Origin of the sequence: Bacteroides ovatus (assembly GCF_001314995.1) — a bacterium.
Taxonomy (GTDB): domain Bacteria; phylum Bacteroidota; class Bacteroidia; order Bacteroidales; family Bacteroidaceae; genus Bacteroides; species Bacteroides ovatus.
In genome coordinates this window covers 1,516,019-1,540,193 of record NZ_CP012938.1, presented here as the reverse complement: position 1 = coordinate 1,540,193, position 24,175 = coordinate 1,516,019, and the positions used below count along the sequence as shown (strand labels likewise).

The window sequence follows — 24,175 nt, the reverse complement described above, 5'->3', positions numbered from 1 at the left end:
TGCGCTGTTCTTTTTAGTGGTTACACTATTAGCACAATCGAAAATGGGGGATTACTTAAAAGAAACACAAGAAAAATGCAATAAAAATAGTTTTTTTTATTTCGAGCAGGGTCAGATAGATTTGGTGTTCCACAGTTCGTACGGAAATATTGAGTGCTTGTGCTATCTCCATATTACTCATATTGTTGATGCGGCTCATTTCAAAAACTTTTCTGCGGCGTTCGGGAAGGCGGTCGAGAATTAGGCGGATGATTAATAGTGCTTCTTTATAATAGATAGGGTCGAGAGTATCTTCGGATTTTAGTAAGTCTTCGATTAGATATTTCTGCGATAATTGTTCCTGATAGGATTGTTCCACTCTTTTGCGTTTGATGAAATTGAAAGTTGTGTTTTTAGTCATGGCGTAGATATACTGGCCTATGTCTTTGTTTTTCAGCCAGACCTCCGGTTGTGTCCATAATTTAGCGAACACATCCTGAATGATATCTTCTGCGTCCTCTTCAGATTTGAGCAAGTTTATAGCGAAATATTTAACAGCGGAATAGTGCGTGGTAAATATAATTTCGAATTGGCGGGCTAGATGAATAGGGTCTTGGTTTTGGCTCATAGGTTTATCAGGTCTGTTGGTATGAGACAAATGTATGTAAATAATTCAACAATACTAAGAAGCCAAGATTGGTATGCGAAAAAGGAAACTAAAAAAACGACTTCAAGTTCTGTGTTTTTATGAACTCTTAACTGTGAAAAGGAAAAAAATAGTGACGCTATCCAGTAGGGATGGCGTCACTATTCGAGTGAGATGGTGACGGTATACCAATGTGATACCGTCACTATTTTTAGATATGTATTTTACCAGTTTCTTTTCACTGTGCGGTAACCGTAGCCGATAATTACAAGAAAACAGATGAACGGAAGAATAAATGAAACATTGACAGCCGGTAACCACGCTATTTGTTCCAAATCAATGATGCTTGCCTGTAGCGGTGGAAGAACAGAACCTCCCAGGATAGCCATAATAAGGCCGGCAGCTCCGAACTTCGCATCATCTCCCATACCTTTCAAGGCAATACCGTAGATGGTAGGGAACATCAATGACATACAAGCCGATACTGCTACCAGACAATACATTCCGAAGATATTTTGAAGGAAGATTACACCTAAAGTGAAAATACCTCCAAAGATAGCAAGAATCATCAGCAATTTACCCGCATTGAGATAGCGCAGAATGAACGTACAGATAAAACGGCTAATACAGAATATCACCATTGCTATGATATTATATTGTTGAGATAGTACTTCCGCACTTTTCTCGTCCATACCTTGTGACATGAACAAGCGTGTTCCATACTGAATGATGAAAGTCCAGCACATAATTTGTGCACCTACATAGAAAAATTGGGCAATTACACCTTCACGATAACGCGTTTGGGTGAAAATACGTTTCAGTGTAGGGAAGAAGTCTATTCTATGATTCTGATCTCCATTCTTAGGCATCTTGACGAATCGTATCAGAAGCAACATGGCTACGATAATCAGTCCGATAATGAGATAAGGAGCAATCAGGACGCTAAGGTCGCTTTCTTTGATTGCTTGAAATTCGCTGTCGTTAAGCAATGCGCGGTCTTCGGTACACATCGGATGCAATTTCGCTTGAATGAACTGCATGGCTACATACATTCCGAGAAGTGACCCCATCGGGTTGAAAGACTGTGCAAGGTTCAATCGCCGGGTAGCTGTTTCTTCCGTTCCCATGGAAAGAATATACGGATTACAGCTTGTTTCGAGGAAAGATAATCCGCAGGTCAGAATAAAATAAGCAATCAGAAACGGATAGTACTCACCCGTCATTTTGGCGGGGAAGAATAAGAAGGCTCCGAAAGCATACATACCCAGTCCTAACAAAACACCTGCTTTGTAGGAATATTTGCGGATGAAGATGGCAGCCGGGAAAGCCATTGCAAAGTAGCCTCCATAGAAGGCAACCTGTACCAATGCCCCGTCGGTGGCACTCATCCGGAAGATTTTAGAGAATGCCTTTACCATCGGATTGGTAATGTCATTGGCAAATCCCCATAACGCAAAACAGGAGGTAATGAGAATAAAAGGTATAAGATAACTGATGCCATCTTTCGAAATGATGGACTGCTTGGTGTGTTTCATGGTTGTCTCTGGTATTTTTTTAAGTATTATACAAATGGAACATTCTTTCCATCGGTTTCCATTTCTCTGCGGAACTCATTCCGGGTGCGGCTTGTTGGAAGATAGCCATATATTCTTCCCACTCTTGTTGGCGGGGAAGGGTGTTCAGACGTTCCATTGCCGTGTCCCAGTCAAAATCAAGGGGAGTTTCGACGATCATAAACAGTCGGGTTCCCAGGATATAAATTTCCATTTCCAGGATGCCAACTTCCCGGATACCGGCAAGAATTTCCGGCCATGCTTCCGCCTGGCTATGTCTTTTCCGATATTCGGCGATTAGTTCCGGAGAATCGCGTAAATCAAGGGTTTGGCAATATCGTTTGACGGGAACGTCATAAGATTGAACCTGATAACCGGTTTTAGATGTTTCCATATACTTTTATTTTTTAGGATAATATACTTGTGGTGTAACGCTGCGAGTGACAATTTCCCGCAATTCACGAAGATTGGCAATTTCTCCTTTAGCCATTGCCTGCGTCAGAATGTTTCCCATTGCAGTGGCTTCCACCGGACCTGCATAAACAGGAATACCGAGTTCGTCAGCTGTCAGTTGGTTGAGTAACTTATTTTGTGATCCTCCTCCGATGATATTTAACTGACGGATTGGAGCGGGGAGGCAACGGTTGAGCTGTTCCACAGCCAGCCGATATCTGAAAGCTAATGACTGGAGCACACATCGTACAGTCTCTGCCTTGTTTTGGGGAATTTGCAAAGCATGATTCCGGCAATAATGAATAAGCGCATTCTCCATATTTTCCGGATTCATGAATATGGTGTCGTCTACAGGGATGATTGTATCAATCTCGGCTTCGGCTGCTTGCGGGATGATTATATCATAATCTTGTTCCTCGCCACACGCTTTCCACTCGCTCATCAAGCGTTGCAGAATCCATAATCCTGTTATATTCTGGAGGAAACGGATTTTGCCGTCTACACCTCCTTCATTGGTGAATTGAGCTTTTCTTGCTTCTTCCGTTAATATGGGTTCGTCCACTTCAACTCCCAGTAGCGACCAAGTGCCGGAACTAAGGAAAGCGATAGGACTTTCTGCAGCAGGAACAGCAGCTACGGCACTGGCTGTATCATGTGAACCTACGGCAATAACGTCTACGGCACCCAGTCCGGTTTCGCGTGCAATATCCTCTTTCAGAGTGCCTCTGATTGTTCCGGGAAGAATGATTTTACCGAACAGATGTTCGGGAAGACCTAAGCTATGTATGGTATCGAATGACCAGTTGCGTGATTTGGCGTTGAGTAATTCAGAGGTGGAGGCGATACAATATTCATTATTGGCTACCCCTGTCAGGAAATAACTGAAGAGATCGGGCATGAATAAAAGTTGCCGGGCAACTTCCAACTGTGCATCTTGATTTTGCTTCATGCTGTAAAGTTGAAACAGCGTATTGATAGGCATCACCTGAATACCGGTTTCGGCATAATGTCGATGTTCATCCATGCACTTGAATACTTCTGCCGGCATTCCCTCTGTTCTTGCATCCCGGTAACAGACTGGATTTCCTAATAGGTTTCCATGTTTGTCAATCAGTCCGAAATCCACTCCCCAAGTGTCAATACCAATACCTTTTACGGCATATCCTTTTTGTGCAGCCAGTTTTAGTCCGGTTTTCATATCTTCGAACAGAGCCGGGAAGTCCCAGTAAATATGATTGCCTAGTTTGACCTGCCGGTTGGAGAAGCGGTATATCTCTTCCAATTCCAGCCTGTCGTTAAGAAGAAAGCCGGCGATGATTCGCCCGCTGCCGCCTCCGAAGTCTGCTGCTAAATAAGTGTGTTTGATGGTATCTTTCATGGTAATATGCCTGGATATTAGTTGGTTTTCTTTCCTAATACGTAGATTTCCAGGTCTTCAATTTCTGCCGGTGTGAGCACTGAATAATCACCGCCGGATTGAACAATGATGCGACAAGCCATTTCGAAAAAAGTAGCCCGTTCATATACTTGGTCGAAGTCTTTTCCGCACACCACTTGTCCGTGGTTGGTCAGTAAAACCGAGTTATGCTTTTGCATGGCTTCTACCACGGCTTTCGCCAGTTCCGGTGAGCCGGGACGATAATACGGAATCACAGGTATTTCCGAACCTACATGGCAAGGAATTTCTGCTGTTACATTGAAATTTGCCGGCTTGTTCTTCATGCAGGAGACAGCGGTGGCATATTCCGATTGGAAATGGAGAACGACATTGACGTCCGGACGTTCACGGAGAATACCCAAATGGAATGTACTTTCCATAGAGGGTTTTACACCATTGGCAGGAATGCCGCTGGCGATATTGCAGATTGAAACCTTTTCTTTGCCAAGTGTGGGAACCCAGGAACCCGTACCAGAAATCAATGCTTCTTCGCCGATTCTCCAGGAAAGGTTACCGCTGCTGCAAAGCATTAACTTTGCATCCCCGTAACGATGTGCTTGTGCAATGAACTGTGCAATATGTTCGTTAGTAATCATAGTGTTACTTATTTAAGTCGCTGTAGGGGGCGGGGCTATCCCGACATTTGTTATGTGTCGGGTGGGGGACCCCATCCCTACGAACGGCAAAGTTAAAATATTTATTTATACAGGACGAAAAAAACTTGTTTATTTATAGATAGGGCCATAAGTTGCACAAGCTCTGTAGTCTGATCCTTCTTTATCCATGCCGAAGGCATTCCAGGCTGCCGGACGGAACATCTGATCTTCTTCTACATTGTGCATACATACTGGAATACGGAGCATGGAAGCAAGAGTGATTAAGTCCTGACCGATGTGTCCATAGCTGATAGCTCCATGATTGGCTCCCCAGTTATTCATTACTGAATATACATCTTTAAAAGCCGGTTTTTCGCACAGGCGGGGTACAAACCAGGTGGTAGGCCATGTAGGATCTGTACGCATATTGAGTTTCTGATGGATTTCCGGATCAATTTCCACTGTCCAACCTTCTGCGATTTGCAGGACAGGGCCTAAGCCTTTAATCAGGTTGAGGCGCATCATGGTAACAGGCATTCCGCCTTTTGACAGGAAGTTGGACGAGAAGCCACCCCCACGGAAGTAGTCACGGTCTGCCGGATACCAGGTCGTTGCTTTGAGACAGTTCTCTACATCAGCGTCCGTCAGGTTCCATGGTTCTTTCATAACCGGATTGCCTGCTGCGTCTAATGATTGGCCGGAACCGTCGAGAGTCGTTGCACCGGAATTGATAAGATGGATGATACCGTTTGCTGCCAATCCGCTCAACTCTTTGCCGGTTACACGTTTCACGGCTTCAGGACTCCAGTAAGTACGTACGTCGGAGAATATTTGTGCACGGTTGGTCAATAGATGTCCGAACAGCATAGCTACGCCGTTGCAGGCATCGTTCTCGGTAGCTACGACAAATGCTTCACGGATACCGTTCCAGTCAAAAGAAGTATTGAGCAGAGCTTCCGGATAGTCACCGTTAGGATAGAAGTCTGTCCATTGGCGTTGTCCCTGGAAACCGGCTGCAATGGCATTGTGTCCCAAGGCTTCTTCCTTGAATCCCATTTCTTTCAATTTGGGATTTCCGGTCATCAAGTCGCGCATGATAATCGTCATCTTTACAATGAATTCCCAATCAGCATCTTTCTGTTCACGGGTTTTACGTTTTTCAGGACGGTTCTTGAAGTCTTCACCTTCGTTTGTCTTGCAATTTTTTTCAGTCCAGGCCATGGCTTTGGCGTATTCTTCGTGGTCATAGATGCCTTCGTCCATTCGACGGATGATTTCTGTGAGGTCTATTGACTCATTACGCATTCCCAAATACTCTTGGAAAAAATCAGGATTAACAATAGAACCGGCGATACCCATAGATACACTACCCATTGACAGGTAAGATTTGCCTCTCATCGTAGCTACTGCCTGTGCAGCACGTGCAAAACGAAGAATCTTTTCTGATACATCTTCAGGGATTGTGTTGTCGTCCAAATCTTGAACGTCGCGTCCGTAGATACCGAATGCGGGAAGGCCTTTTTGTGCGTGTCCGGCAAGTACGGCAGCAAGGTATACAGCTCCCGGACGTTCTGTGCCGTTGAATCCCCAGACAGCTTTCGGATAATGCGGGTTCATATCCATCGTTTCAGCACCATAGCACCAGCAAGAAGTGACGGTAATGGTAGAGCCGACCCCTTCTCTTTCAAACTTTTCCGCACAAGCAGCGCTTTCGGCTACGCGTCCGATCGTGCTATCGGCAATGACACATTCCACCGGACTTCCATCACCGTTTTTCAGGTTGTTGCTGATTAGCTCGTCTACTGCTTTTGCCAAATTCATTGTTTTTTCTTCAAGGCTTTCGCGAACGCCACCTTGGCGACCATCAATTGTGGGACGAATCCCGATTTTCGGATACTTTTTCATGGTTTCTATCTATTAAAGGATTAATTAATATCTGTGCTGAACTGTGCTGATATATTCGCAAAAAAAATTAAAGTGACTTTCGAAGCCTTACTTCTGTTGGTAAGAACTTCTGAACCGGTACATTATTAAGAACGAAATTGGCCGCTTCGTTTCCCATCATTTCCCAATCAATACTCAATGAGGTTATTCCTTCGTCAATCACTTCGTAGGAAGGAATATCATTATACGCTAACAGACCGAAATCTTTTCCGCATTTCAGCCCTTCCAATCTTCCTTGTTTCACCACTTTTACTACATCTTGTTGCTTGATGGCGATATAGGCAACTCCCTTACGTACGATCAGATTCTCAATATCCTCCTGTATTTCACAGAGGAATCCTTGCTCCTGACAGAAACGGGTAAAATACACCTTACTGCTTTGGGGATGTTTCAGGCTTTTGGGAAACAAAAAAACGAGCTGGTGATAGTTCTTCAATCTTTCCTTGAGCAGATTCAATGCCTGATAGAAAAATTCATCAAAATCCTGGCAGATATATGAATACTTTTCTTTTTCGAATTTGCCGAAATCAAGGAGTAGTAATCTTGAAGGATTAATTTTATTGAGAACAGTGCTGAATTTTTCGTTATCGAAATTCATCACGATGTATTTGTTGTATTTCCCGATGGATTCCCGGAGGATCGTATTGAACAACCGTTCGTTGTATTGATGAAATAATAAGTCTACCTTATAGTTGATAGGCAGATGTCTGACGAAACTGTTATATAAGGCTTCTTTGAAAGGAGTATATTGGTCGAGCAGCAATAAGACATTGGTCACCTGGCTCGTCACATAATAACCCTTGCCGGGAGTGGAGTCGATCAAGCCTCGTTCGCGTAAATCAAGGAAAGCCTTGAAAACGGTGTCGCGTGATACTCCGTATTGAGCACTCAACTGATTGATGGAAGGCAAAGAATCTCCTTCAAGAAATTCTTTTCTGGAAATCGCCTGGCTAAGTGCGTCCGCTAGTTGCGTAACCTTGCTTGCCTGTTGTCCGAATGTTGCCTTTTTATCAATTCGTTTCATATTCGAAAAATAAATAACACTATGCTGAACTATGCTGATGCAAAGAAAGGCATTTTATTCTGAACGGAATAAATAATTTGATATGTTTTATAGCAGAAAACAATAAAAAAATCCCCTCCGGCGGACCGGAGAGGATTTATAGCTTTTCCTGATTTCTTGTTCGGAATCTGCTGAAATTTATTCAGCAGCAGCTTCTGTTGCAGGAGCTTCTTCAGCCGGAGCTGCGGCAGCTTCTTCTGCAGGTGCTTCAGCAGCAGCTTTTTCGGCAGCTTCAGCAGCTTTCTTTTCAGCGAGTGCTTTTGCTTTCACTTCGTTGATCTTCTTTTCTGCTTCCAGACGTGCTTTTGCTTCAGCTTTCTTAGCTTCGTCTTGTTTAGCCTTCAAAGTAGCCAAACCTGACTGTTTGTTGTTTTTCCAAGCTTCGAATTTAGCTTCAGCTTCTGCTTCTCCGAATGCGCCTTTTGCTACACCGCCCAGAAGATGTTTCTTCATGTAAACTCCTTCACGAGAAAGAATGTTACGTACAGTGTCACTTGGTTGTGCACCTTTCAGTACCCATGCCAATGCAGCGTCGAAATTCAAATCTACTGTAGCAGGATTGGTGTTAGGGTTGTAAGTACCAATCTTCTCAATAAATTTACCATCACGTGGTGCTCTGCTGTCTGCAATTACAATTGAATAGAACGCGTAACTTTTACGTCCGTGTCTCTGCAATCTGATTCTAGTTGCCATTTTAAATAATTGTTTTTAATGATTGATTTGAATTATGCTATTATCTCGTAATAGCGGGCACAAAGATACGGCTTTTCTTTTGATTGACAAACATTTCGCATCTTTTTTACGAATACCGTTTCGGATAGCGGAACAAAATTGCTAGCAGGGCGCATGCTCCCATTGTAAACGGATAGTAGAGATTTCCGATGATACTGATGGGGGAGATACTGGCAAGTCCCGCTGCAATCAGCATCTGCGCTCCGTATGGAATAATCCCTTGTATCAGGCAGGAGAAAGTATCGAGGATACTGGCTGTTTTTCTTCGGTCGAGATGGAATTTCACGGCAATATCTTTGGCAATCGGTCCTGTTGTTATAATGGCAATCGTGTTGTTGGCTGTACATAAGTTGGCGATACTTACCAGGGCGGCAATGCTTAGTTCGGCTCCTCTTTTACCATTGACGTGGCGGGTGAGTTTCCGGATAATGAAATCGATACCACCGTTATAACGGATGGTTTCGAGCATCCCTCCGGCCAATAGAGTGATAATAATCAGTTCTCCCATTCCTGTAATTCCCGTTCCCATGGCACCAAACCAGTCGAAAATTCCAAAGCTGCCGGTCGCGATGCCAATGATGCCACTTGTCAATATACCTATTATGAGTACGAGCATCACGTTCATTCCGGCAATGGCTGTTCCTAATACTATTATATAAGGTATAACTTTGATCCATTCAATGGTCTGTGTTTGGGCGGGAGCGGTAATGGATAGTCCCTGAAATATGTAAATTCCCAACACAATGATGGCTGCCGGGACGACAATCATAGAATTTACACGGAATTTATCGCGCATTACACATTCCTGGGTTTTTGTCGAAGCGATGGTGGTGTCGGAGATAAAAGATAAGTTGTCTCCGAAAAAAGAACCGCCTACTACGACGGCTACCATAAAGGGGAGAGCTATTTCTGTCTTTTCTGCCAGTCCTACGGCAACGGGAGTAAGGGCGACGATAGTTCCTACGCTGGTTCCGATGGATAAAGAGATGAAACAGGCGGCAATGAAGATGCCTGCCAGTAACAGGTTATCCGGCAGAATATGCAGTGTCAGATTGACAGTGGCATCGATTGCTCCCATTTGTTTCGCACTATGAGCAAAGGCTCCGGCAAGAATGAATATCCATATCATCAGGAGGATATTTTTATTGGCAGCTCCCACGGAGAACTGATAGATGCGTTGGTCTAGTTTCAATCCTTTGGTAATAGCAATGGCGTAGCAGGAAGAAACAAGGAAAGCCACCGTGATAGGCACTTTATAAAAGTCGTTGACAAGAATGGAAGTTACCAGGTAAAGGCATAAGAATACGAGCAACGGACTTAATGCCCACCAACTTCCGGTGCGGTTTTTATGTATTTTTTCTTCAGTCATAAATGGAATATGTAGATATTCGTTTTTTGCTTTCGGTTCTCTGTCTCTTAAAGTAAAATAATACGCTTTTGCATGATTTCCGTCAGTTGTGCTTTCAACAGGCGGGCATTGATAGGTTTAGGCATATAGCCGTCAAAACCGCTTTCCATCACCCGTTGTTCATCCGAAGCGTATGCAAAAGCCGTAATGGCGATAATAGGTACCTTGGCAGAATATTTGCGTATTTCTTTAGTTGCCTCGTAACCGTCCATGACCGGCATATTGATGTCCATCAATATAATCTGCGGATTATATTGCTTGAACATTTCCACCGCCTCTTGTCCATCCCAGGCATGAATTAATTGATACTCTCCCTTTAGTATGGATGCGAACAGTTTGTAGTTACTTTCATTATCCTCGGCAATCAGAATGGTAAACTTGTTTTTTTCTATACTTATCGGCTGAATTTCCTCTTTTTTTATGCTTTCTTCTACGGCTATTGCGGCTTTATATGGCAGCGTGAACCAGAATGTTGAACCTTTGCCCTCTTCCGAGTCTACTCCGATGGTACCTCCCATGTGTTCTACCAGAGTCTGGCAGATAGAAAGTCCCAGGCCGGTGCCTTGTTCGAAACTATTTAATTTGACGAAGCGTCCGAAAATGCTCTTTTGCTTGTCTTTGGGAATGCCACAGCCAGTATCGCTGACATAAAAATAGATCTCTTTGCCGCGGAGTTCATAACCAAAACGAATGTATCCTTCAGTGGTGAATTTGATGGCATTGCTTATCAGGTTGATGAGCAATTGTGACAGCCTGTTCTTCTCTGTATGGATAAAGCAGTTTTTCTCTGCCAGATGGCAGGTTAACTGTACTTTTTCAGATTTTATTTTTAATTGTAATGAGCTCGTTAACTCGTTCAGCATTTTGTTCAAGTCTATGTTGGAATATTGAAATTCCAATGTTCCGGCTTCAATCTTTGATAAATCAAGAATGTCACTGATTAATTGCAATAACAAGGTATTATTGTTTTCAATGATGCTCACATATTCCTGCTTTTCCTCTTCCTCGTCTGTTGAAGCCAATATGCCGGAGAAACCGACAATAGCGTTGAGGGGAGTACGGATTTCATGGCTCATATTGGCGAGGAAGGCAGACTTCAGACGATTGGATTCTTCTGCCCGGTCTCTGGCTGTGGTCAATTCCATTTCCATCTTTTTCCGTGTGGTGATGACTAGTGAAGAACCGACCAGGGTGAGCGGCTTGCCGTTTTCGTCACGGGTCTCTACAGCGGCTTGAGCTTCCACCCATTCGATTCTGTGAATGTTATTCTGTACATTGATAACCCGGTATTCTTCCCTGACTTTATCCGATCGCCCTTCTATCAGGTCATCATAGGCTTTTTCTACCCGTTTACGGTCTTCTTTGAATATCTTTGAGAAATATTGGGAATCGGGCACTGCCAATTGTTCTTCATTCACGTCTTTATCGTTTGTGCTAAGCTCAATAGGCCTATTGATGTCGCAAAGTATGGTTTTGCTTCGCAAATCCCATTTCCAAGGCACGATATTGGCTACGTCCAGTGCCATTGCCAGTTTATTGTTGGTAGCACTTAGTTTTTGTTGTGCTTTGTGTAGTTCGGTGCTGTCCAGGCAGAAAATATCGACAATATTGTTGTGGTGAGTTCCTTTTAGTACTACATCATAGAAGGTGTCTATCTGTTTGAAATAATAGGGGAAAGTGATAGCCTTGTTTTCCGCAAGTGACATTTTGGTGAAATGCAGGAACTCCGGCATGGATTCAGGGAATATTTCACTGGCTTTCTTGCCTACTACATCTTCTTTACGGAAAAAACTTTTCTCGAAATGAGCGTTGACATTCCGGTATACAAGTTCTATAGGGGTACCTTCTTCATTCATGATTAACTCTTCTTGCATATACAATATAGGCATATTGTTAATCAGGTTTTTGTAAGAAGTCATTGTGTCAATCTCTTTCTGTTGTATTTTCTTGAGCTTATTCAGATGACTGATGCGGTATTGGAAGAATAGGGCAAGCAGTATGAAGCAGACTATGGTTCCTAAAATAAAGTATCCGTACTGTTCCCAAAACGTAGGCGGCTTGTTAAAGAAAATAGTGCCCGGTGGACATAAGTATGGCGACATTCCTTTACGTAGCAAAACATTGTAGTTGATAGTCGGAGCGGCATCTGAAGGCTCGTAAAAAGGTATCTCGGATGCTTGTTTGCCATTCAATATTGATTGGATCGTTTGTATGATTTTCTGGCTGTATACATGTTGATCGTAGATGTATCCGCCAATTATTCCTCCTGCGTTGTCCTTGATTGTCATCATCCCAAGGCTGAACAGAGGTGCGGAAGTCGTTGAGACTAATAGGTGTGAATTTGTAACTAGCGAGGTGTTGCCGGCAAAGGTGTGTTTGTAAAACCATGAAGAGAAAAGTATTCCTGTTGTTTTAGGATCAACGGTGTAAAGGGTGTCCAGTAAATGATTGGTTTGCATCTTCCGGGGCGATATGAATTGATAATTGATGTCGGGATGGCTCTTTTTCAATTCTTGTTTGATAACCATATTGTAAGTCTGGTTGTTTTGCCGTTCATCACCGATAAATATGAAATTTTTAATATCGGGAGTCATTCGGCAAATCAGGTCTATATTTTCTTTAATATAGAAATTGGAATGTAGGAAAGTGAGATTGTAAGGCTGCGCCATATCTGCAATCGGGGTTCTTGCAGTCAACTCAACAGGCTTCTTTTGGAGATAAAATTCCTTCGGGCCGATGTAATCTTCTTCAGCACATAGTATAATCGGAATATTTCCCCACATCTTTCTGAAGTCGTCCCGTAATATCATGCTGGAGTTTCCGAGTAATATCAACATACGCGGAGAATGTCGCTTGTATTTTTCCAGAACTGCCTGTCTGAATTCATTCAAAGTGGAGTCTGTGTCCATCATTAGCATGTTCATGTGTTCGGTATAGAGTGCTAATTGAGGCGAATTCTGGGCATATTCGGTAATGGCTGAAATCATTCTGAAGCTCCAGGGAGCTGCTTCTGTATATGAATTAATGATTAAAAGATAATTTGACGAGTTCACTGAATCTTTTTGAGCTAGAATCGGTGATATGTAGGAAAAAGCTAATAGACAGAAAGACAAAAATAATTTTATTATATATGAGTTAATTATTTTGGTTTGAAAAAGAGTTGTCATTTTAAATTTAATTTTCTGGTGGCTTATTAAGTTTATGCATTGGCAAAAGTATTAATAATAAATGAATTAAACTTGATTTTGACCATAAAAAATGAATGAAAAAAAGACTTCAGGTCTTTTTCTGATTAACGGGCTTTTTATTCAATTTTATAGGGATACGCTTTGGTAGGGATGAGTAAACCAAAAACGCGAGCCGGTTCCCATCTCGGATTCCACTCCAATAGTGCCGCCGAGATGTTCGATAATGCTCCTGCAAATAGACAGCCCTAAGCCTGTGCCTTTTGAGAATGAATTGAGTTTCACAAAGCGGTCGAATACCCGGTCTACTTTGTCCGGTTCAATCCCCATTCCTGTATCAGCTACGGAAAATTCAATTTCACAGGTATCTTCTTTCAGATGATATTCAAGAAGAATCTGTCCCTTATTTGTAAATTTGAGGGCATTGTTGATAAAGTTTGTGATAACCTGCATCAGACGTTTCTTGTCAGTATAGATATAAAAATTGGGTAGGGTGGGGGCTAGTAATACAGGTACCGGCTTATCTTCTTTTATATCATAATTGCGTATGATATCTTCACAGAAGCTCTTGATGTCCAGATAATCCATGGTGAAGTCGAGTGTTCCGGCTTCTATTTTTGATAAGTCGAGAATGTCGGATATCAGTTGTAAAAGAAGTTCGGTGTTTTCTTGCATGATATCGACATAATCCTGGCGTTCCTTTTTGTCATCCGATTCGACCAGTAAACTGGCAAAGCCGACAATCGCATTGAGCGGAGTACGGATTTCATGACTCATATTGGCGAGGAAGGCTGATTTTAAGCGGTCCAGGTTTTCCGCTTTTTCTTTGGCTATCCTTAGTTCTTCTTCTATTGTTTTTTGGTGGTCAATATCAACGCTGGTAATCACGTGTGCCATCTGTCCGTCTATCCAGGCAAATGCTGCACTGAATACCCGGAACCAACATTTGTCGAACGGGCGTTGGTAATCCCAGGAATATACCTTGGTTGGCAGCCCGTTTTCATCTATCAAATGTTTCTTAGGACAAAACTCACATTCTCCGGTTTTATCTTTATATAGAGCCTGCCAGCATTTTTTTCCTTCAAAGTGTTCGATACCTCCATAAGGAGCGGCCATAGATTCATTGGCATATAGCATATCATGGGAATCAAAAGAGTTTACGTAGATGTCAACCCCCATATTATTCATGATGCTGCTTAACGTCTTGCTCGCCCGTACTTCTCTTTCTTTATATTCCCGCACTGCTATTTCCTTGGAGAGGGAGCCTAAAATGAGATGAATCATTTGCAGTTCTTCATCGGTGAAAGATATTGCATGTTCTCTGTCTCCAAATCCGATGAATCCGATAATTTTTCCTTCGGAGTCTTGAATTTGCCGGATTAGTAATGAATCGACTTTATAGAAATCCACGATGTCTACATCATCCCAAGAAGTATTTTGGTTTCTGCAAGCATAAAAAGGTTTGTTCTTTCCATTTGCACGGACAACATGTTGATTGGTCATTTCGCTGATTTCAAAACGTTGTCGCAAAACGTTGTCGTTATTTCCGACAGTTTCCTTTAGATAGAAGTAGCGAAATCCGTCAGTTTGATAAATGAATCCTCTTTTAAAGCCATAGTATTCGCAAATATCCGTAAGTGATTCTGTGATTTTTTTCTCAATAGAGTCACAGCTATTCAGTCTTTCTAAAAAATGAAGTAAAAATGCATTGTAATTCTCTCTTTCTCTAATCATATTGTTTTAGGCATCTTGTTTGGTTATTTAAACTCGGAAGGAGTATGCTGTTTATCTCTTTCAAGTCTTCAAGCTGCTAATATACGGACTTTTAAAAAATGATGAACGCTGTTTCAGATTTTTTGTAATGTTCCGTTTTTCTTTTTTTTGGTACGAAAAGAGAATGTGATATATGATATTTCTCTTGGATTTTAGTTAACTAACAATAATCATTTGAGAAATAAAGGAGTGAACACTTGTGCGGATTTATTGAATTGAATAATGATTGGGGAAGTTAGTCGGTCATTGAATTTTTTGAATCTGTAAGTGATTGATTATTAATGCGCAATAAATGTACATTTTTCCTTTAAAACCAACGGGTCGTTCCTTTAAAAGAAACGACCCGTTGTACACCGAGAAACACACTGTTGCTTTTAAAGGAACGTGCTTTTTCATCTTCGGATGCGTAGATTAATATAATAATGTTTATATTTATTGTTTTATATCTACGTTGCAAACATTATTTTAATGCTTCGATAACCTGTGGCATCATTGTCCAAATGGTGTTTTCATCTTGAGCAGTAAAAAAGTTGCCATCTATCTCTGATTTCTTATCGGTAGCTGTTCCGTTTTGAATAGCTGGTTTAGCTAATGGGTGAACTGCTACTTTCTTCCCTTTGGTAATTCCGGTAAAGTCAAACATCATTGCACCGGCACAATGTCCGATCATCATTTTCCCTTTATCTCCGAAAGTTTTAATGACTTGCATCAAATCTACGTTATAGGGTTTATCGGCATTCTGCTGAAATACAGGTACTGCATCCCCACAAGAGAAAACGAGTGCATCGAATTCATCTTCGTGTCCCTTCAAATTAGTGATCACATCGTCTGCTGTCAGGCTGATTTCTGAATTTGTTTTAATCTCCTTCGTATCCGATACGGCAAATACTTTATATGAAATGCCATTCTCGAAAAACGCTTCCAAATATTGGAATAATCCACAACCATTTACCGGATTCACTGCTAAAACTGCAACTTTCTTTGCCATAATCATAATTATTTAAATGAAACAATAGTTATTATTAGTAAGTTTATTACTTTTGTGATGCAAATGTATCTTTCTAGTTTGAGAAATGCAATAACGTACTTGAAAATAAGGAAGTTACATAGAGGTAACTATTGTTGGAACTCAATAAAATACAAAACGTTAAAGAATGAAAAACTTTCATCCGATAGGAAATTGTCCGATAAGAGATGTGCTTAGCCGCTTGGGAGACAAGTGGTCGATGCTGGTGCTTATTACGCTGAACGCAAACGGCACCATGCGTTTTAGTGATATTCATAAAACGATAGAAGATGTTTCACAAAGAATGTTGACTGTAACATTGCGTACTCTGGAATCAGATGGATTGGTTGAACGGAAAGTATATGCTGAAGTACCTCCCCGTGTGGAGTATTGTCTGACAGATACGGGTGGCACTTTGATTCCTCATATTGAAGGACTGGTGGGATGGGCTTTGGAGAATATGGATACTATTTTGGACCACAGACAAATGAGTCGGTAACATTTTTATTTTATGATAAAATAGATAATATGGAGATAAAGCTAGTAACTTCAGATAAAAAAGAATTTCTCGAATTATTACTCTTGGCTGATGAACAGGAAAGTATGATTGACCGGTATTTGGAGCGCGGCGATATGTTCGTTCTTTATGATAACGGATTGAAAGCTCTTTGTGTAGTGACTCGTGAAGGGGAAGGTATTTATGAAATCAAGAATATTGCTACCGTTCCTTTCTTTCAACGGCAGGGGTACGGAAAACGTTTAATCGAATTTTTATTTGAATATTATCAGGGAAAGTGTTCTGAAATGTTAGTGGGTACAGGCGATGTACCTTCTTCCAGATCTTTTTATGAACACTGTGGTTTCACGGTTTCTCACCGGATAAAGAATTTCTTTACTGACAACTACGATCATCCGATGTATGAGGATGGTGTGCAGTTGGTGGATATGATATATTTGAAGAAAACATTTTAGTGTGTAGTGAGTGAAGGAAGTTCAATCGTTTGGATGAAATAAAGAATTTTGTTTGTTTATGTTACTGTATGAATGAACGGCTTATTTATAACCTCCTATTGTATGAAAACGTGTTTGTCAATTTTTACAATTAAAGACTACGTTCTTAATAAACGTACTTTCGGTTTATAATAAACTTTTTGATAGTTTATTATAAACGGTATCAGAGTTTATTAAAAACTATTTTGAGTATTTTTAGAGATTCTATAGAATGAGTTAAGTAAAAATATAAACAAAATAGGGCAATGATCGTTAGATCATTGCCCTATGATATATCTGTATTAATACTAAAATGTATCAGTTTAAAGGTCCTTTATGTCTCTATTTTTCCTAGATTTTTCATTTCTCTTATTGCTTTTGTTTTCTCAAAGATACAAAATAAAAAGCCATTTGTCAAGTGTTTCAGAAGAAAAGCCGATTATTCATTAAACCAGTCTATTTTCTTTGAAAAATACATCACTATTGCCAGAATGATAAACAGTCCTAAGCTGCCTGCCAATAATGCGAAAGTCTCCAGCTGGATAAGAACAAAGATATAAATATAGAGTATAGCCAATAGGCCGGACATGATTAATGATGGTTTCTTTTTCTTGGTAATTCCGAACATATAGCCGCCTACCAGTATAATAGTCAGTGCAGAAGATAACAAATAGGCCGGGTTGAAACCGACGTGCTCGGAGAAAGAGAGGAGCAGGCTGTAGAATAGACAGAGAGCTAGTCCTACCAATAAATACTGCAAGGCATGAATACGGGTCTTGTTCATGATTTCAGTGAAGAAGATCACTCCGAAAGTCAGTAGGATAATCAGAATGGCATACTTTGCGGAGCGCATGGACTGCTGGTACTGTTCCACCGGAATTTTGAAATTCACACCGAAACTGGAGTTTTCAATATCTTTGATGTTCGAGGTGTTGTAGTCAGCCATCACCTGCGAATAATTCCGATTCAAGTTTAAAACCTGCCATTGCGCGGAAAATTCCTTCTCCGTAATATTCCGGTTGTTAGGCAGATAGTTTCCGGTAAAGCTCGGTGTATTCCAGTTGGCTTTCAGATCTACACGGGTTGTTTTACCCAACGGAATAAAGTTGAGTGACTGTGAACCTTTCAGTTTGATTTTTATTTCATAAGGGAGTTTTTTATTCTGCTTCAATTCCGACAAATTAGCGATCGCATGAACTCCGGTATTATCTATGCCTCTGTTGTCCATACCCGGCTCGAAGATGTAAACTGAATCTCCCAAAGTGATGCTGATTTGTTCGCTGATGCCACGCATATCGGTCAGATTCAGGCAAATAGCTGCCCTGTCAAACTGCAGCTGTTCCATATCTATTCTGCTCTTTTTCAATTCTTCCGAACTGAATGACCCTTTCAATGTCAGTTCCGATTGATATACATTGACCTCGTAGATACTTCTTTTCAGAATTTCAGTCTTTAGTTGTCCGCTGACCATAAGCTCATCGGGAAAAAGTATCAGGTCTTTGATAGAAACCTTCTTCTCGCCGTTATTTTCAATGACGACCGGATACTGGAGATTCAGGTAGGGGCCCGTGATGGTCTGTGCCAGACTCCATTTTTCACTTACCTCGTCGATAGCTTCTTCCTGGGTTCGTCCCCGTTCGGAAATAAGATTTTCAATCATGAACATCGGTATCATCAGGAGAAGAATTAATAATCCGATGATGACAACCTTGATTGTTTTGGAGAAACGGTGGAGACATCCCATAGGTTGCTGCACCTGTTGCTCATTTGAATTTTCATTGAAACCGTCCATAAGCCAGTAGTGTTTTGATGAATTATTTATTTTGATTTTAGAAATTTCTCTAAAGCTTCAATATGAGATTTGAAAGCTTCTCTGCCTTGCGGGGTTGCTTGAAAAACAGTTCGTGGCTTTCGTCCAACAAAACTTTTGTTACATACGATATATCCCAGTTCTTCCAGGGAACGGGTATGGCTGGCAAGATTGCCGTCTGTCAGAGAGAGCTGCTCTTTCAGAAAATTGAAGTCGGCTTCCTCATTTACCATCAGAATAGCCATGATACCGAGCCGGACCTTGCTTTCGAATGCTTTATTAATATATTGGAATGCTTCTATCATTTATGATCTCTTTCTTTCGTAGTGTAAATAGAACAATATGCCATAAAGAATATGGAAACCGCCGAAACCGATGGTCCAGAACAGCAGTGAATGACCTTCCCAAAAACAATCTACGACTCCCAGGCAAATGAAAGCATATCCTAACCATACGATACTGGAGTAAGTGAACTTGGATACGTTGACCAGTGCTAGTCCGTAAAATAAAAGCATGACGGAAGCCAGGATGTCATAATACTCATGCATCATGATGGAGATGCATAAAACACCTCCGGTCAGCATCGGAAGAGAAAAGTTCCACAATGCCCGGTAGGTGAGGCGGCTGAAAAATTTCTGTCCTGTCTTCTTGGATTTATAATAGGACAGGATGCAGGCGGTGACCGCAGCTGCTACCAATACGAGCGAAGCTATAATAACCATTAGTTCGAGAGCAACAATTAAATGTGTGCCCGGGGTAATAACTTGTGTAGCGATGTATGCGCCAGCTAATGCGTAAATGCCCGCCATGATTGCAGCGAGACCACTTAGAGAGATAAACTTGGACGACTTTTCCATCAACTCTTTTATCTCATTTACCGATTCTAATGCTTTATCTTTATCCATATAAAAAGTACTTTGTGATACAAAGTAAAATAAAAGATTTCAGATGAACAAACTTTTTGCCTGAATATTTTAATGATAAATATTTGAATGGTATGATAAGGCGTTAATATACAGTTGTTTAATGGGTGAATGAACGAATAGTCAGAAATTATATAAAGAGGGTTTGAAAATGAAATTAGTCAAACGTTTGACTAATTCGGAGGAAATACCTAACTTTGCCGCCGAAACGAAACAGGTAAAAAGAGTATAGAAAATGAGAGAAGGAGCAGAGTTTAGAGAACTCATGTTGCAGATTGTTCGTACCCGTATGGCTTTTCGCCGGTCTATGCAACGGACATTGAGAAAAAATAATGCGGGTATTACGTTTGAGATGCTTCAGGTATTAAGTAGTTTATGGCATGAGCAGGGAATTAGTCAGCAGATATTGGCGGAACGCATTGCAAAAGATAAGGCATGTCTCACCAATTTGATGAATAATCTGGAAAAGAAAGGGTATGTTCATCGGAAAGAAGATCTTGCCGACCGTCGTAATAAACTGGTGTTCCTGACTCCCGAAGGGGAAGAATTTAAAGAACAGATTCGTCCGATTCTCGATCAGGTTTATGTATATGCAGAAAAAATTGTTGGTATAGAGAGCATTGAAACTATGTTGTCTGAATTAAAGAGTGTATGCGATGTACTTGAAAATGTATAAGAAGTATGGGGCGGTTTTATCTAGCCTGTTTTTGGCTGCTCAATCCATAAATGCACAAACGGATTCTTTGTTTCTCACTATCGATCAGCTTTTTGAACGGGGGGTACAGCATAGTCTGCAACTTCAGGCGGATGTAATGAAAGAATCTATGGCGCAGGAGCGGATACGGACCGCACGGTCTGCACAGTTACCGGAACTGCAGATCGGACTGAAAGGGGGATTTGTAGGGCAGCCTGTTGTTTGGGAACGGGGATTATCCGATCCTTCATATCCGGAAGCACCGGACTGGTCACAAAATTATGCGATTGATCTGGCACAGCCTCTCTATCAGGGTGGTAAAATCCGAAGTGCTATTCATAAAGCGGATATAGAAAAACAAGTTGCCGAACTACAAACGTTGACCGATGAGGCGGAAATAAAGTTACGGTTACTCAATCAGTATATGAACTTGTTTAGTCTGTTTAAGCAGCATGAGATACTGACACGGAATATTGAAGAGTCGGAACTCCGGTTACGCGATATCCGGCGAATGAAAAAAGAGGGGCTGATTACCAATAATGATGTATTGCGGAGCGAAATGCAGCTGACTAATGACCGACTGTCTTTGGAGGAAGCGGAAAATAGCATTGCGCTTGTATCGCAGCAACTCAATATCTTGTTGGGGCAGGATGAGAACTTGTTATTACAACCGGATACAACCATTCTCTATCAGGCAGTTGCTTTGCAGTCCTATGATGACTATATTGTTCAGGCGTATGAAAATGATCCGGCGATGAGGCTGCTTCGCGCACAGACAGAATTGGCAAGGAATGAAATCCGTTCTGCCCAATCCTTATCTCTTCCCAGTGTGTCGCTATATGCATCGAATACATTGGCACGTCCCGTTTCACGTACATTGGCGGATATGTATAACAATAACTGGAATGTGGGAGTATCGGTTTCCTATCCTTTATCTTCACTGTACAAGAACAATCATAAAGTAAAAGAGAGCAAACTGATGGTGTCTTTGCGGAAGAATGAAGAAGAACAGAAAATGCAGGGAATCCGCATGGATGTACGTTCGGCATTTTTACGCCACAGGGAAGCGTTGCAGAGGGTAGAGGCTCTAAAACTGTCTGTCCGGCAAGCGGAAGAAAATTACCGTATTATGCAGAATCGTTATCTGAATCAACTGGCTATCCTGACTGATTTACTTGATGCGAATTCCGTCCGTTTGAATGTGGAATTGCAGTTGGTCACTGCACGCACTCGTGTGATTTATACTTATTATCAACTTCAGAAGGCTTGTGGACGTCTTTAATAAACAGAACAGATATGGCAATTGAATGGAAAGAAAAACAGAAGAAACTGAAAAAAGTAAGAGTTCGTAATATCGTTTTAAATTTAGTATGTGTCTGTTTGGCTGTCTCCGGACTTTGGTGGACTGCTAATTACTTCTGGCGTTATGTGAATTACGAAGTGACTAATGATGCTTTTGTAGATCAATATGTAGCTCCTTTGAATGTCCGGGCTTCGGGTTATATCAAGGAGGTTCGTTTTAAGGAACATCAATATGTCCATCAGGGAGATACTCTGCTGGTGCTTGACAATCGTGAATATCAGATTAAGGTAAAGGAAGCGGAAGCTGCATTGTTGGATGCACATGGCTCGCAGGATGTTCTTCATTCGGGTATTGAAACTTCCCATACGAATATTGCCGTACAGGATGCCAACATCGCTGAAGCGAAAGCGAAACTTTGGCAATTGAAACAGGATTATCATCGTTTTGAACGTTTGTTGAAAGAAGAATCTGTTCCGGAACAGCAGTATGAGCAAGCGAAAGCTGCTTATGAGGCAGCAAAGGCACGTTATCAGGCATTAGTTGCACAGAAACAGGCGGCATTATCACAATATGCGGAGACAAGTAAGAAAACAACCGGTACGGAGGCTGCCATTTTGCGTAAAGAAGCAGACCTGGATTTGGCTAAGCTGAATCTGTCTTATACGGTTCTCACTGCTCCTTATGATGGATATATGGGTAGGCGTACGCTTGAACCCGGTCAATATGTGCAGACCGGACAGACTATTTCTTATTTGGTGCGTAACAAGGACAAGTGGATTACCGCTAATTATAAAGAAACGCAGATTGCTAATATCTATATTGGCCAGCAGGTGCGTATTAAAGTAGACGCAGTGCCCGGAAAGATTTTTCACGGGGAAGTCACTGCAATTTCCGAGGCAACCGGGTCTAAATATTCCTTGGTTCCTACAGATAATTCTGCCGGCAATTTTGTAAAGGTGCAGCAGCGAATCCCTGTGCGTATCGACTTGGAAGATGTTTCTCCGGAAGAAATGGCACAGTTGAGAGCCGGGATGATGGTGGAAACAGAAGCTTTACGCAAATGATTACCATGAAGGAATTGGAGGCACCTGTTCGTCAATGGGTGCCCGATTGGCTTGGACTTATCAGCATTTTCATCGTGATTCTTCCGGTCACTATGCTCAATGGCTCGTATACAGGCAGTATGCTGGAAGTGTCGAACACGCTGGGTACTAATTCGGAAGATATTACGATGGGGTATTACGCTGCTTCGGCAGGTATGGCTATCGCATACCCGATTATTCCTAAGGTGTTGGCAGCCTTTTCCGTGAAATCTCTGTTATTGATTGATTTAGTACTGCAATTCTTCTTGAGTTGGGTTTGTGCACGTACGCAAAACGCAGATATTTTGATTGTCTGTAGTTTTGCTGTCGGTTTCTTGAAAGGGTTTCTTATGTTGTGGTTTATTCGTTATGCCCAGAAGATTTTCAGTCCGAAGAATGTGCGTAGCGAGTTCTATTCTTATTTTTATCCGTTGGTTTACGGTGGGGGACAAGCTTCGATGCTGGTAACGGCTTTACTGGCGTATCATTATAACTGGAAGTATATGTACTACTTTATGATGGTATTGATCTTGATTTCCATTCTGTTTGTTATCATCTGTTTCCGGCATAATCGTCCCATAAAAGCTGTCGCATGGTCTGATCTGCATATCCGTGAGATGTTTGTTATTTCGGCCGGGTTGCTGATGTTGATGTACGTTATCAATTATGGCAAAGTGCTCGATTGGATGGCTTCCGGTAAGATATGTATTTATATTGTAATAGCACCTATGCTGATTGCGCTGTTCATCTGGTATCAGAGCCGTTTGGAGAATCCTTATGTAAGTCTGGCTCCTTTGTTCCAACCCAAAGCAATTGTGGGCTATTTTTATATGATGCTTGTGATGTTTTTCAGTACATCAACCACTTTGCTGACTAACTATCTGACTGTTATTCTGAAAGTAGATACTACGCATACCTATTCTCTTTATATTTATTTGCTTCCGGGATATGTAGTCGGCGCCTTTATTTGTTTTTGGTGGTTTCGCTGGCAACGGTGGCGTTTCCGTTTTCTGATAGCGGGAGGAATGAGTTGCTTTGTGATTTTCTTTGCCATTTTGTATTTTGGCATTTCTCCGGATAGTACGTATGAGATGCTCTACCTGCCTATCTTCTTTCGTGGTTTGGGTATGTTGACTTTGATTATTGCTTTTGCCCTATTTGCCGTGGAAGACTTGAATCCGAAATACTTATTGTCGAATGCTTTCTTCCTGATTATTTTCCGTTCCGTGCTGGCACCTATCATGGCGACTTCTTTTTATAGTAATGTACTGTACCGACTGCAACAAAAATATATGTATTCTTTGTCGGAGACTATAACTGCTACTGATCCATTGTCGTCAACACGCTATAGCCAGTCGCTGAACAATGCGATGACACAGGGACATCCGTATGATGAGGCTGCGCAGTTGGCAACCAACTCCTTATATAATACGTTACAACAACAAAGCCTGTTGCTGGCACTGAAAGAGATTCTGGGTTATTTGTTGGTTATATCTGTTGTCATAGCTGTGATTTCTCGTTTTATTCCTTTCCATAAAACAATCCGCGTTACGTTTAAGAAAACAGGCGATGATATGGTATAACAAAAAAAGAGTTG

The 24,175-nt window shown here is 41.5% G+C and carries 21 protein-coding genes; 6 read left to right on the top strand and 15 right to left on the bottom strand.

The genetic code is table 11. From position 1 onward, the window contains the following. Window positions 1-55: 55 nt before the first annotated feature. The 12 genes from Bovatus_RS06285 to Bovatus_RS06230 form a co-directional block, all read right to left on the bottom strand. Window positions 56-607 (bottom strand): RNA polymerase sigma-70 factor, encoded by a 552-nt coding sequence (locus tag Bovatus_RS06285; RefSeq protein WP_004300179.1) that lies wholly within the window; start codon window positions 605-607, stop codon window positions 56-58. Between the two features lie 242 nt (window positions 608-849). Next, complete coding sequence (fucP, locus tag Bovatus_RS06280) at window positions 850-2,160, bottom strand: L-fucose:H+ symporter permease (RefSeq protein WP_004300178.1); 1,311 nt, start codon at window positions 2,158-2,160, stop codon at window positions 850-852. Between the two features lie 19 nt (window positions 2,161-2,179). Further along, window positions 2,180-2,572 carry an L-rhamnose mutarotase gene (locus Bovatus_RS06275; protein ID WP_004300177.1) on the bottom strand — a complete coding sequence of 131 codons (393 nt, stop codon included), beginning with the start codon at window positions 2,570-2,572 and terminating at the stop codon, window positions 2,180-2,182. 6 nt (window positions 2,573-2,578) lie between these two features. Next, entirely contained in the window at window positions 2,579-4,009 is a 1,431-nt protein-coding gene (locus tag Bovatus_RS06270; protein ID WP_004300176.1) for a rhamnulokinase, read from the bottom strand. A gap of 17 nt (window positions 4,010-4,026) precedes the next feature. After that, window positions 4,027-4,665 (bottom strand): class II aldolase/adducin family protein, encoded by a 639-nt coding sequence (locus Bovatus_RS06265; RefSeq protein ID WP_004300175.1) that lies wholly within the window; start codon window positions 4,663-4,665, stop codon window positions 4,027-4,029. A gap of 129 nt (window positions 4,666-4,794) precedes the next feature. After that, entirely contained in the window at window positions 4,795-6,570 is a 1,776-nt protein-coding gene (gene fucI / locus Bovatus_RS06260; RefSeq protein WP_004300174.1) for an L-fucose isomerase, read from the bottom strand. Window positions 6,571-6,637: 67 nt separating this feature from the next. Next, window positions 6,638-7,633 carry a GntR family transcriptional regulator gene (locus tag Bovatus_RS06255; RefSeq protein ID WP_004300173.1) on the bottom strand — a complete coding sequence of 332 codons (996 nt, stop codon included), beginning with the start codon at window positions 7,631-7,633 and terminating at the stop codon, window positions 6,638-6,640. A 177-nt stretch (window positions 7,634-7,810) separates the two neighbouring features. Beyond that, window positions 7,811-8,365, bottom strand: coding sequence for a 30S ribosomal protein S16 (locus Bovatus_RS06250; RefSeq protein ID WP_004300172.1), 555 nt, complete (start codon window positions 8,363-8,365; stop codon window positions 7,811-7,813). A 106-nt stretch (window positions 8,366-8,471) separates the two neighbouring features. Beyond that, the gene (locus tag Bovatus_RS06245; protein ID WP_004300171.1) at window positions 8,472-9,773 is read right to left on the bottom strand and encodes a Na+/H+ antiporter NhaC family protein; all 1,302 of its coding nucleotides are present in this window, start codon (window positions 9,771-9,773) and stop codon (window positions 8,472-8,474) included. Between the two features lie 47 nt (window positions 9,774-9,820). Next, a complete protein-coding gene (locus tag Bovatus_RS06240) occupies window positions 9,821-12,979 on the bottom strand; it encodes an ATP-binding protein (RefSeq protein ID WP_032846867.1) in 3,159 nt (1,052 codons plus the stop codon). Between the two features lie 147 nt (window positions 12,980-13,126). After that, on the bottom strand, window positions 13,127-14,731 hold the full coding sequence (locus tag Bovatus_RS06235) for a GAF domain-containing sensor histidine kinase (protein WP_004300169.1): 1,605 nt from the start codon (window positions 14,729-14,731) through the stop codon (window positions 13,127-13,129). Window positions 14,732-15,230: 499 nt separating this feature from the next. After that, on the bottom strand, window positions 15,231-15,758 hold the full coding sequence (locus Bovatus_RS06230; protein ID WP_004303842.1) for a DJ-1/PfpI family protein: 528 nt from the start codon (window positions 15,756-15,758) through the stop codon (window positions 15,231-15,233). Window positions 15,759-15,924: 166 nt separating this feature from the next. Here Bovatus_RS06230 and Bovatus_RS06225 point away from each other — a divergent pair, with 166 nt between their 5' ends. After that, entirely contained in the window at window positions 15,925-16,275 is a 351-nt protein-coding gene (locus Bovatus_RS06225; RefSeq protein WP_004300166.1) for a winged helix-turn-helix transcriptional regulator, read from the top strand. 29 nt (window positions 16,276-16,304) lie between these two features. Next, window positions 16,305-16,748, top strand: a complete 444-nt coding sequence (locus tag Bovatus_RS06220) for a GNAT family N-acetyltransferase (RefSeq protein WP_004300165.1) — start codon at window positions 16,305-16,307, stop codon at window positions 16,746-16,748. A 457-nt stretch (window positions 16,749-17,205) separates the two neighbouring features. On the opposite strand, the gene creD is transcribed toward Bovatus_RS06220, so the two are convergent. Genes creD through Bovatus_RS06205 form a run of 3 tightly spaced genes read right to left on the bottom strand, consistent with a single transcriptional unit; the run spans window position 17,206 to window position 19,481 of the window. Then, on the bottom strand, window positions 17,206-18,558 hold the full coding sequence (creD, locus tag Bovatus_RS06215; protein ID WP_004300163.1) for a cell envelope integrity protein CreD: 1,353 nt from the start codon (window positions 18,556-18,558) through the stop codon (window positions 17,206-17,208). A 26-nt stretch (window positions 18,559-18,584) separates the two neighbouring features. Next, the gene (locus tag Bovatus_RS06210) at window positions 18,585-18,881 is read right to left on the bottom strand and encodes a winged helix-turn-helix domain-containing protein (protein ID WP_004300162.1); all 297 of its coding nucleotides are present in this window, start codon (window positions 18,879-18,881) and stop codon (window positions 18,585-18,587) included. Continuing rightward, window positions 18,882-19,481, bottom strand: a complete 600-nt coding sequence (locus Bovatus_RS06205) for a hypothetical protein (RefSeq protein WP_004300161.1) — start codon at window positions 19,479-19,481, stop codon at window positions 18,882-18,884. Window positions 19,482-19,734: 253 nt separating this feature from the next. On the opposite strand from Bovatus_RS06205, the gene Bovatus_RS06200 reads away from it, so the two are divergent. From Bovatus_RS06200 to Bovatus_RS06185, 4 genes are read left to right on the top strand one after another with little or no spacing between them, the layout of a single operon-like run. Next, the gene (locus Bovatus_RS06200; protein ID WP_004300160.1) at window positions 19,735-20,175 is read left to right on the top strand and encodes a MarR family winged helix-turn-helix transcriptional regulator; all 441 of its coding nucleotides are present in this window, start codon (window positions 19,735-19,737) and stop codon (window positions 20,173-20,175) included. Continuing rightward, on the top strand, window positions 20,156-21,475 hold the full coding sequence (locus tag Bovatus_RS06195; RefSeq protein WP_004300159.1) for a TolC family protein: 1,320 nt from the start codon (window positions 20,156-20,158) through the stop codon (window positions 21,473-21,475). Before Bovatus_RS06200 ends, Bovatus_RS06195 begins: the two co-directional genes overlap by 20 nt. A 14-nt stretch (window positions 21,476-21,489) precedes the next feature. Beyond that, window positions 21,490-22,560, top strand: a complete 1,071-nt coding sequence (locus tag Bovatus_RS06190) for an HlyD family secretion protein (protein WP_004300158.1) — start codon at window positions 21,490-21,492, stop codon at window positions 22,558-22,560. Then, window positions 22,557-24,161 carry an MFS transporter gene (locus Bovatus_RS06185; protein WP_004300157.1) on the top strand — a complete coding sequence of 535 codons (1,605 nt, stop codon included), beginning with the start codon at window positions 22,557-22,559 and terminating at the stop codon, window positions 24,159-24,161. Before Bovatus_RS06190 ends, Bovatus_RS06185 begins: the two co-directional genes overlap by 4 nt. Window positions 24,162-24,175: the final 14 nt, after the last annotated feature.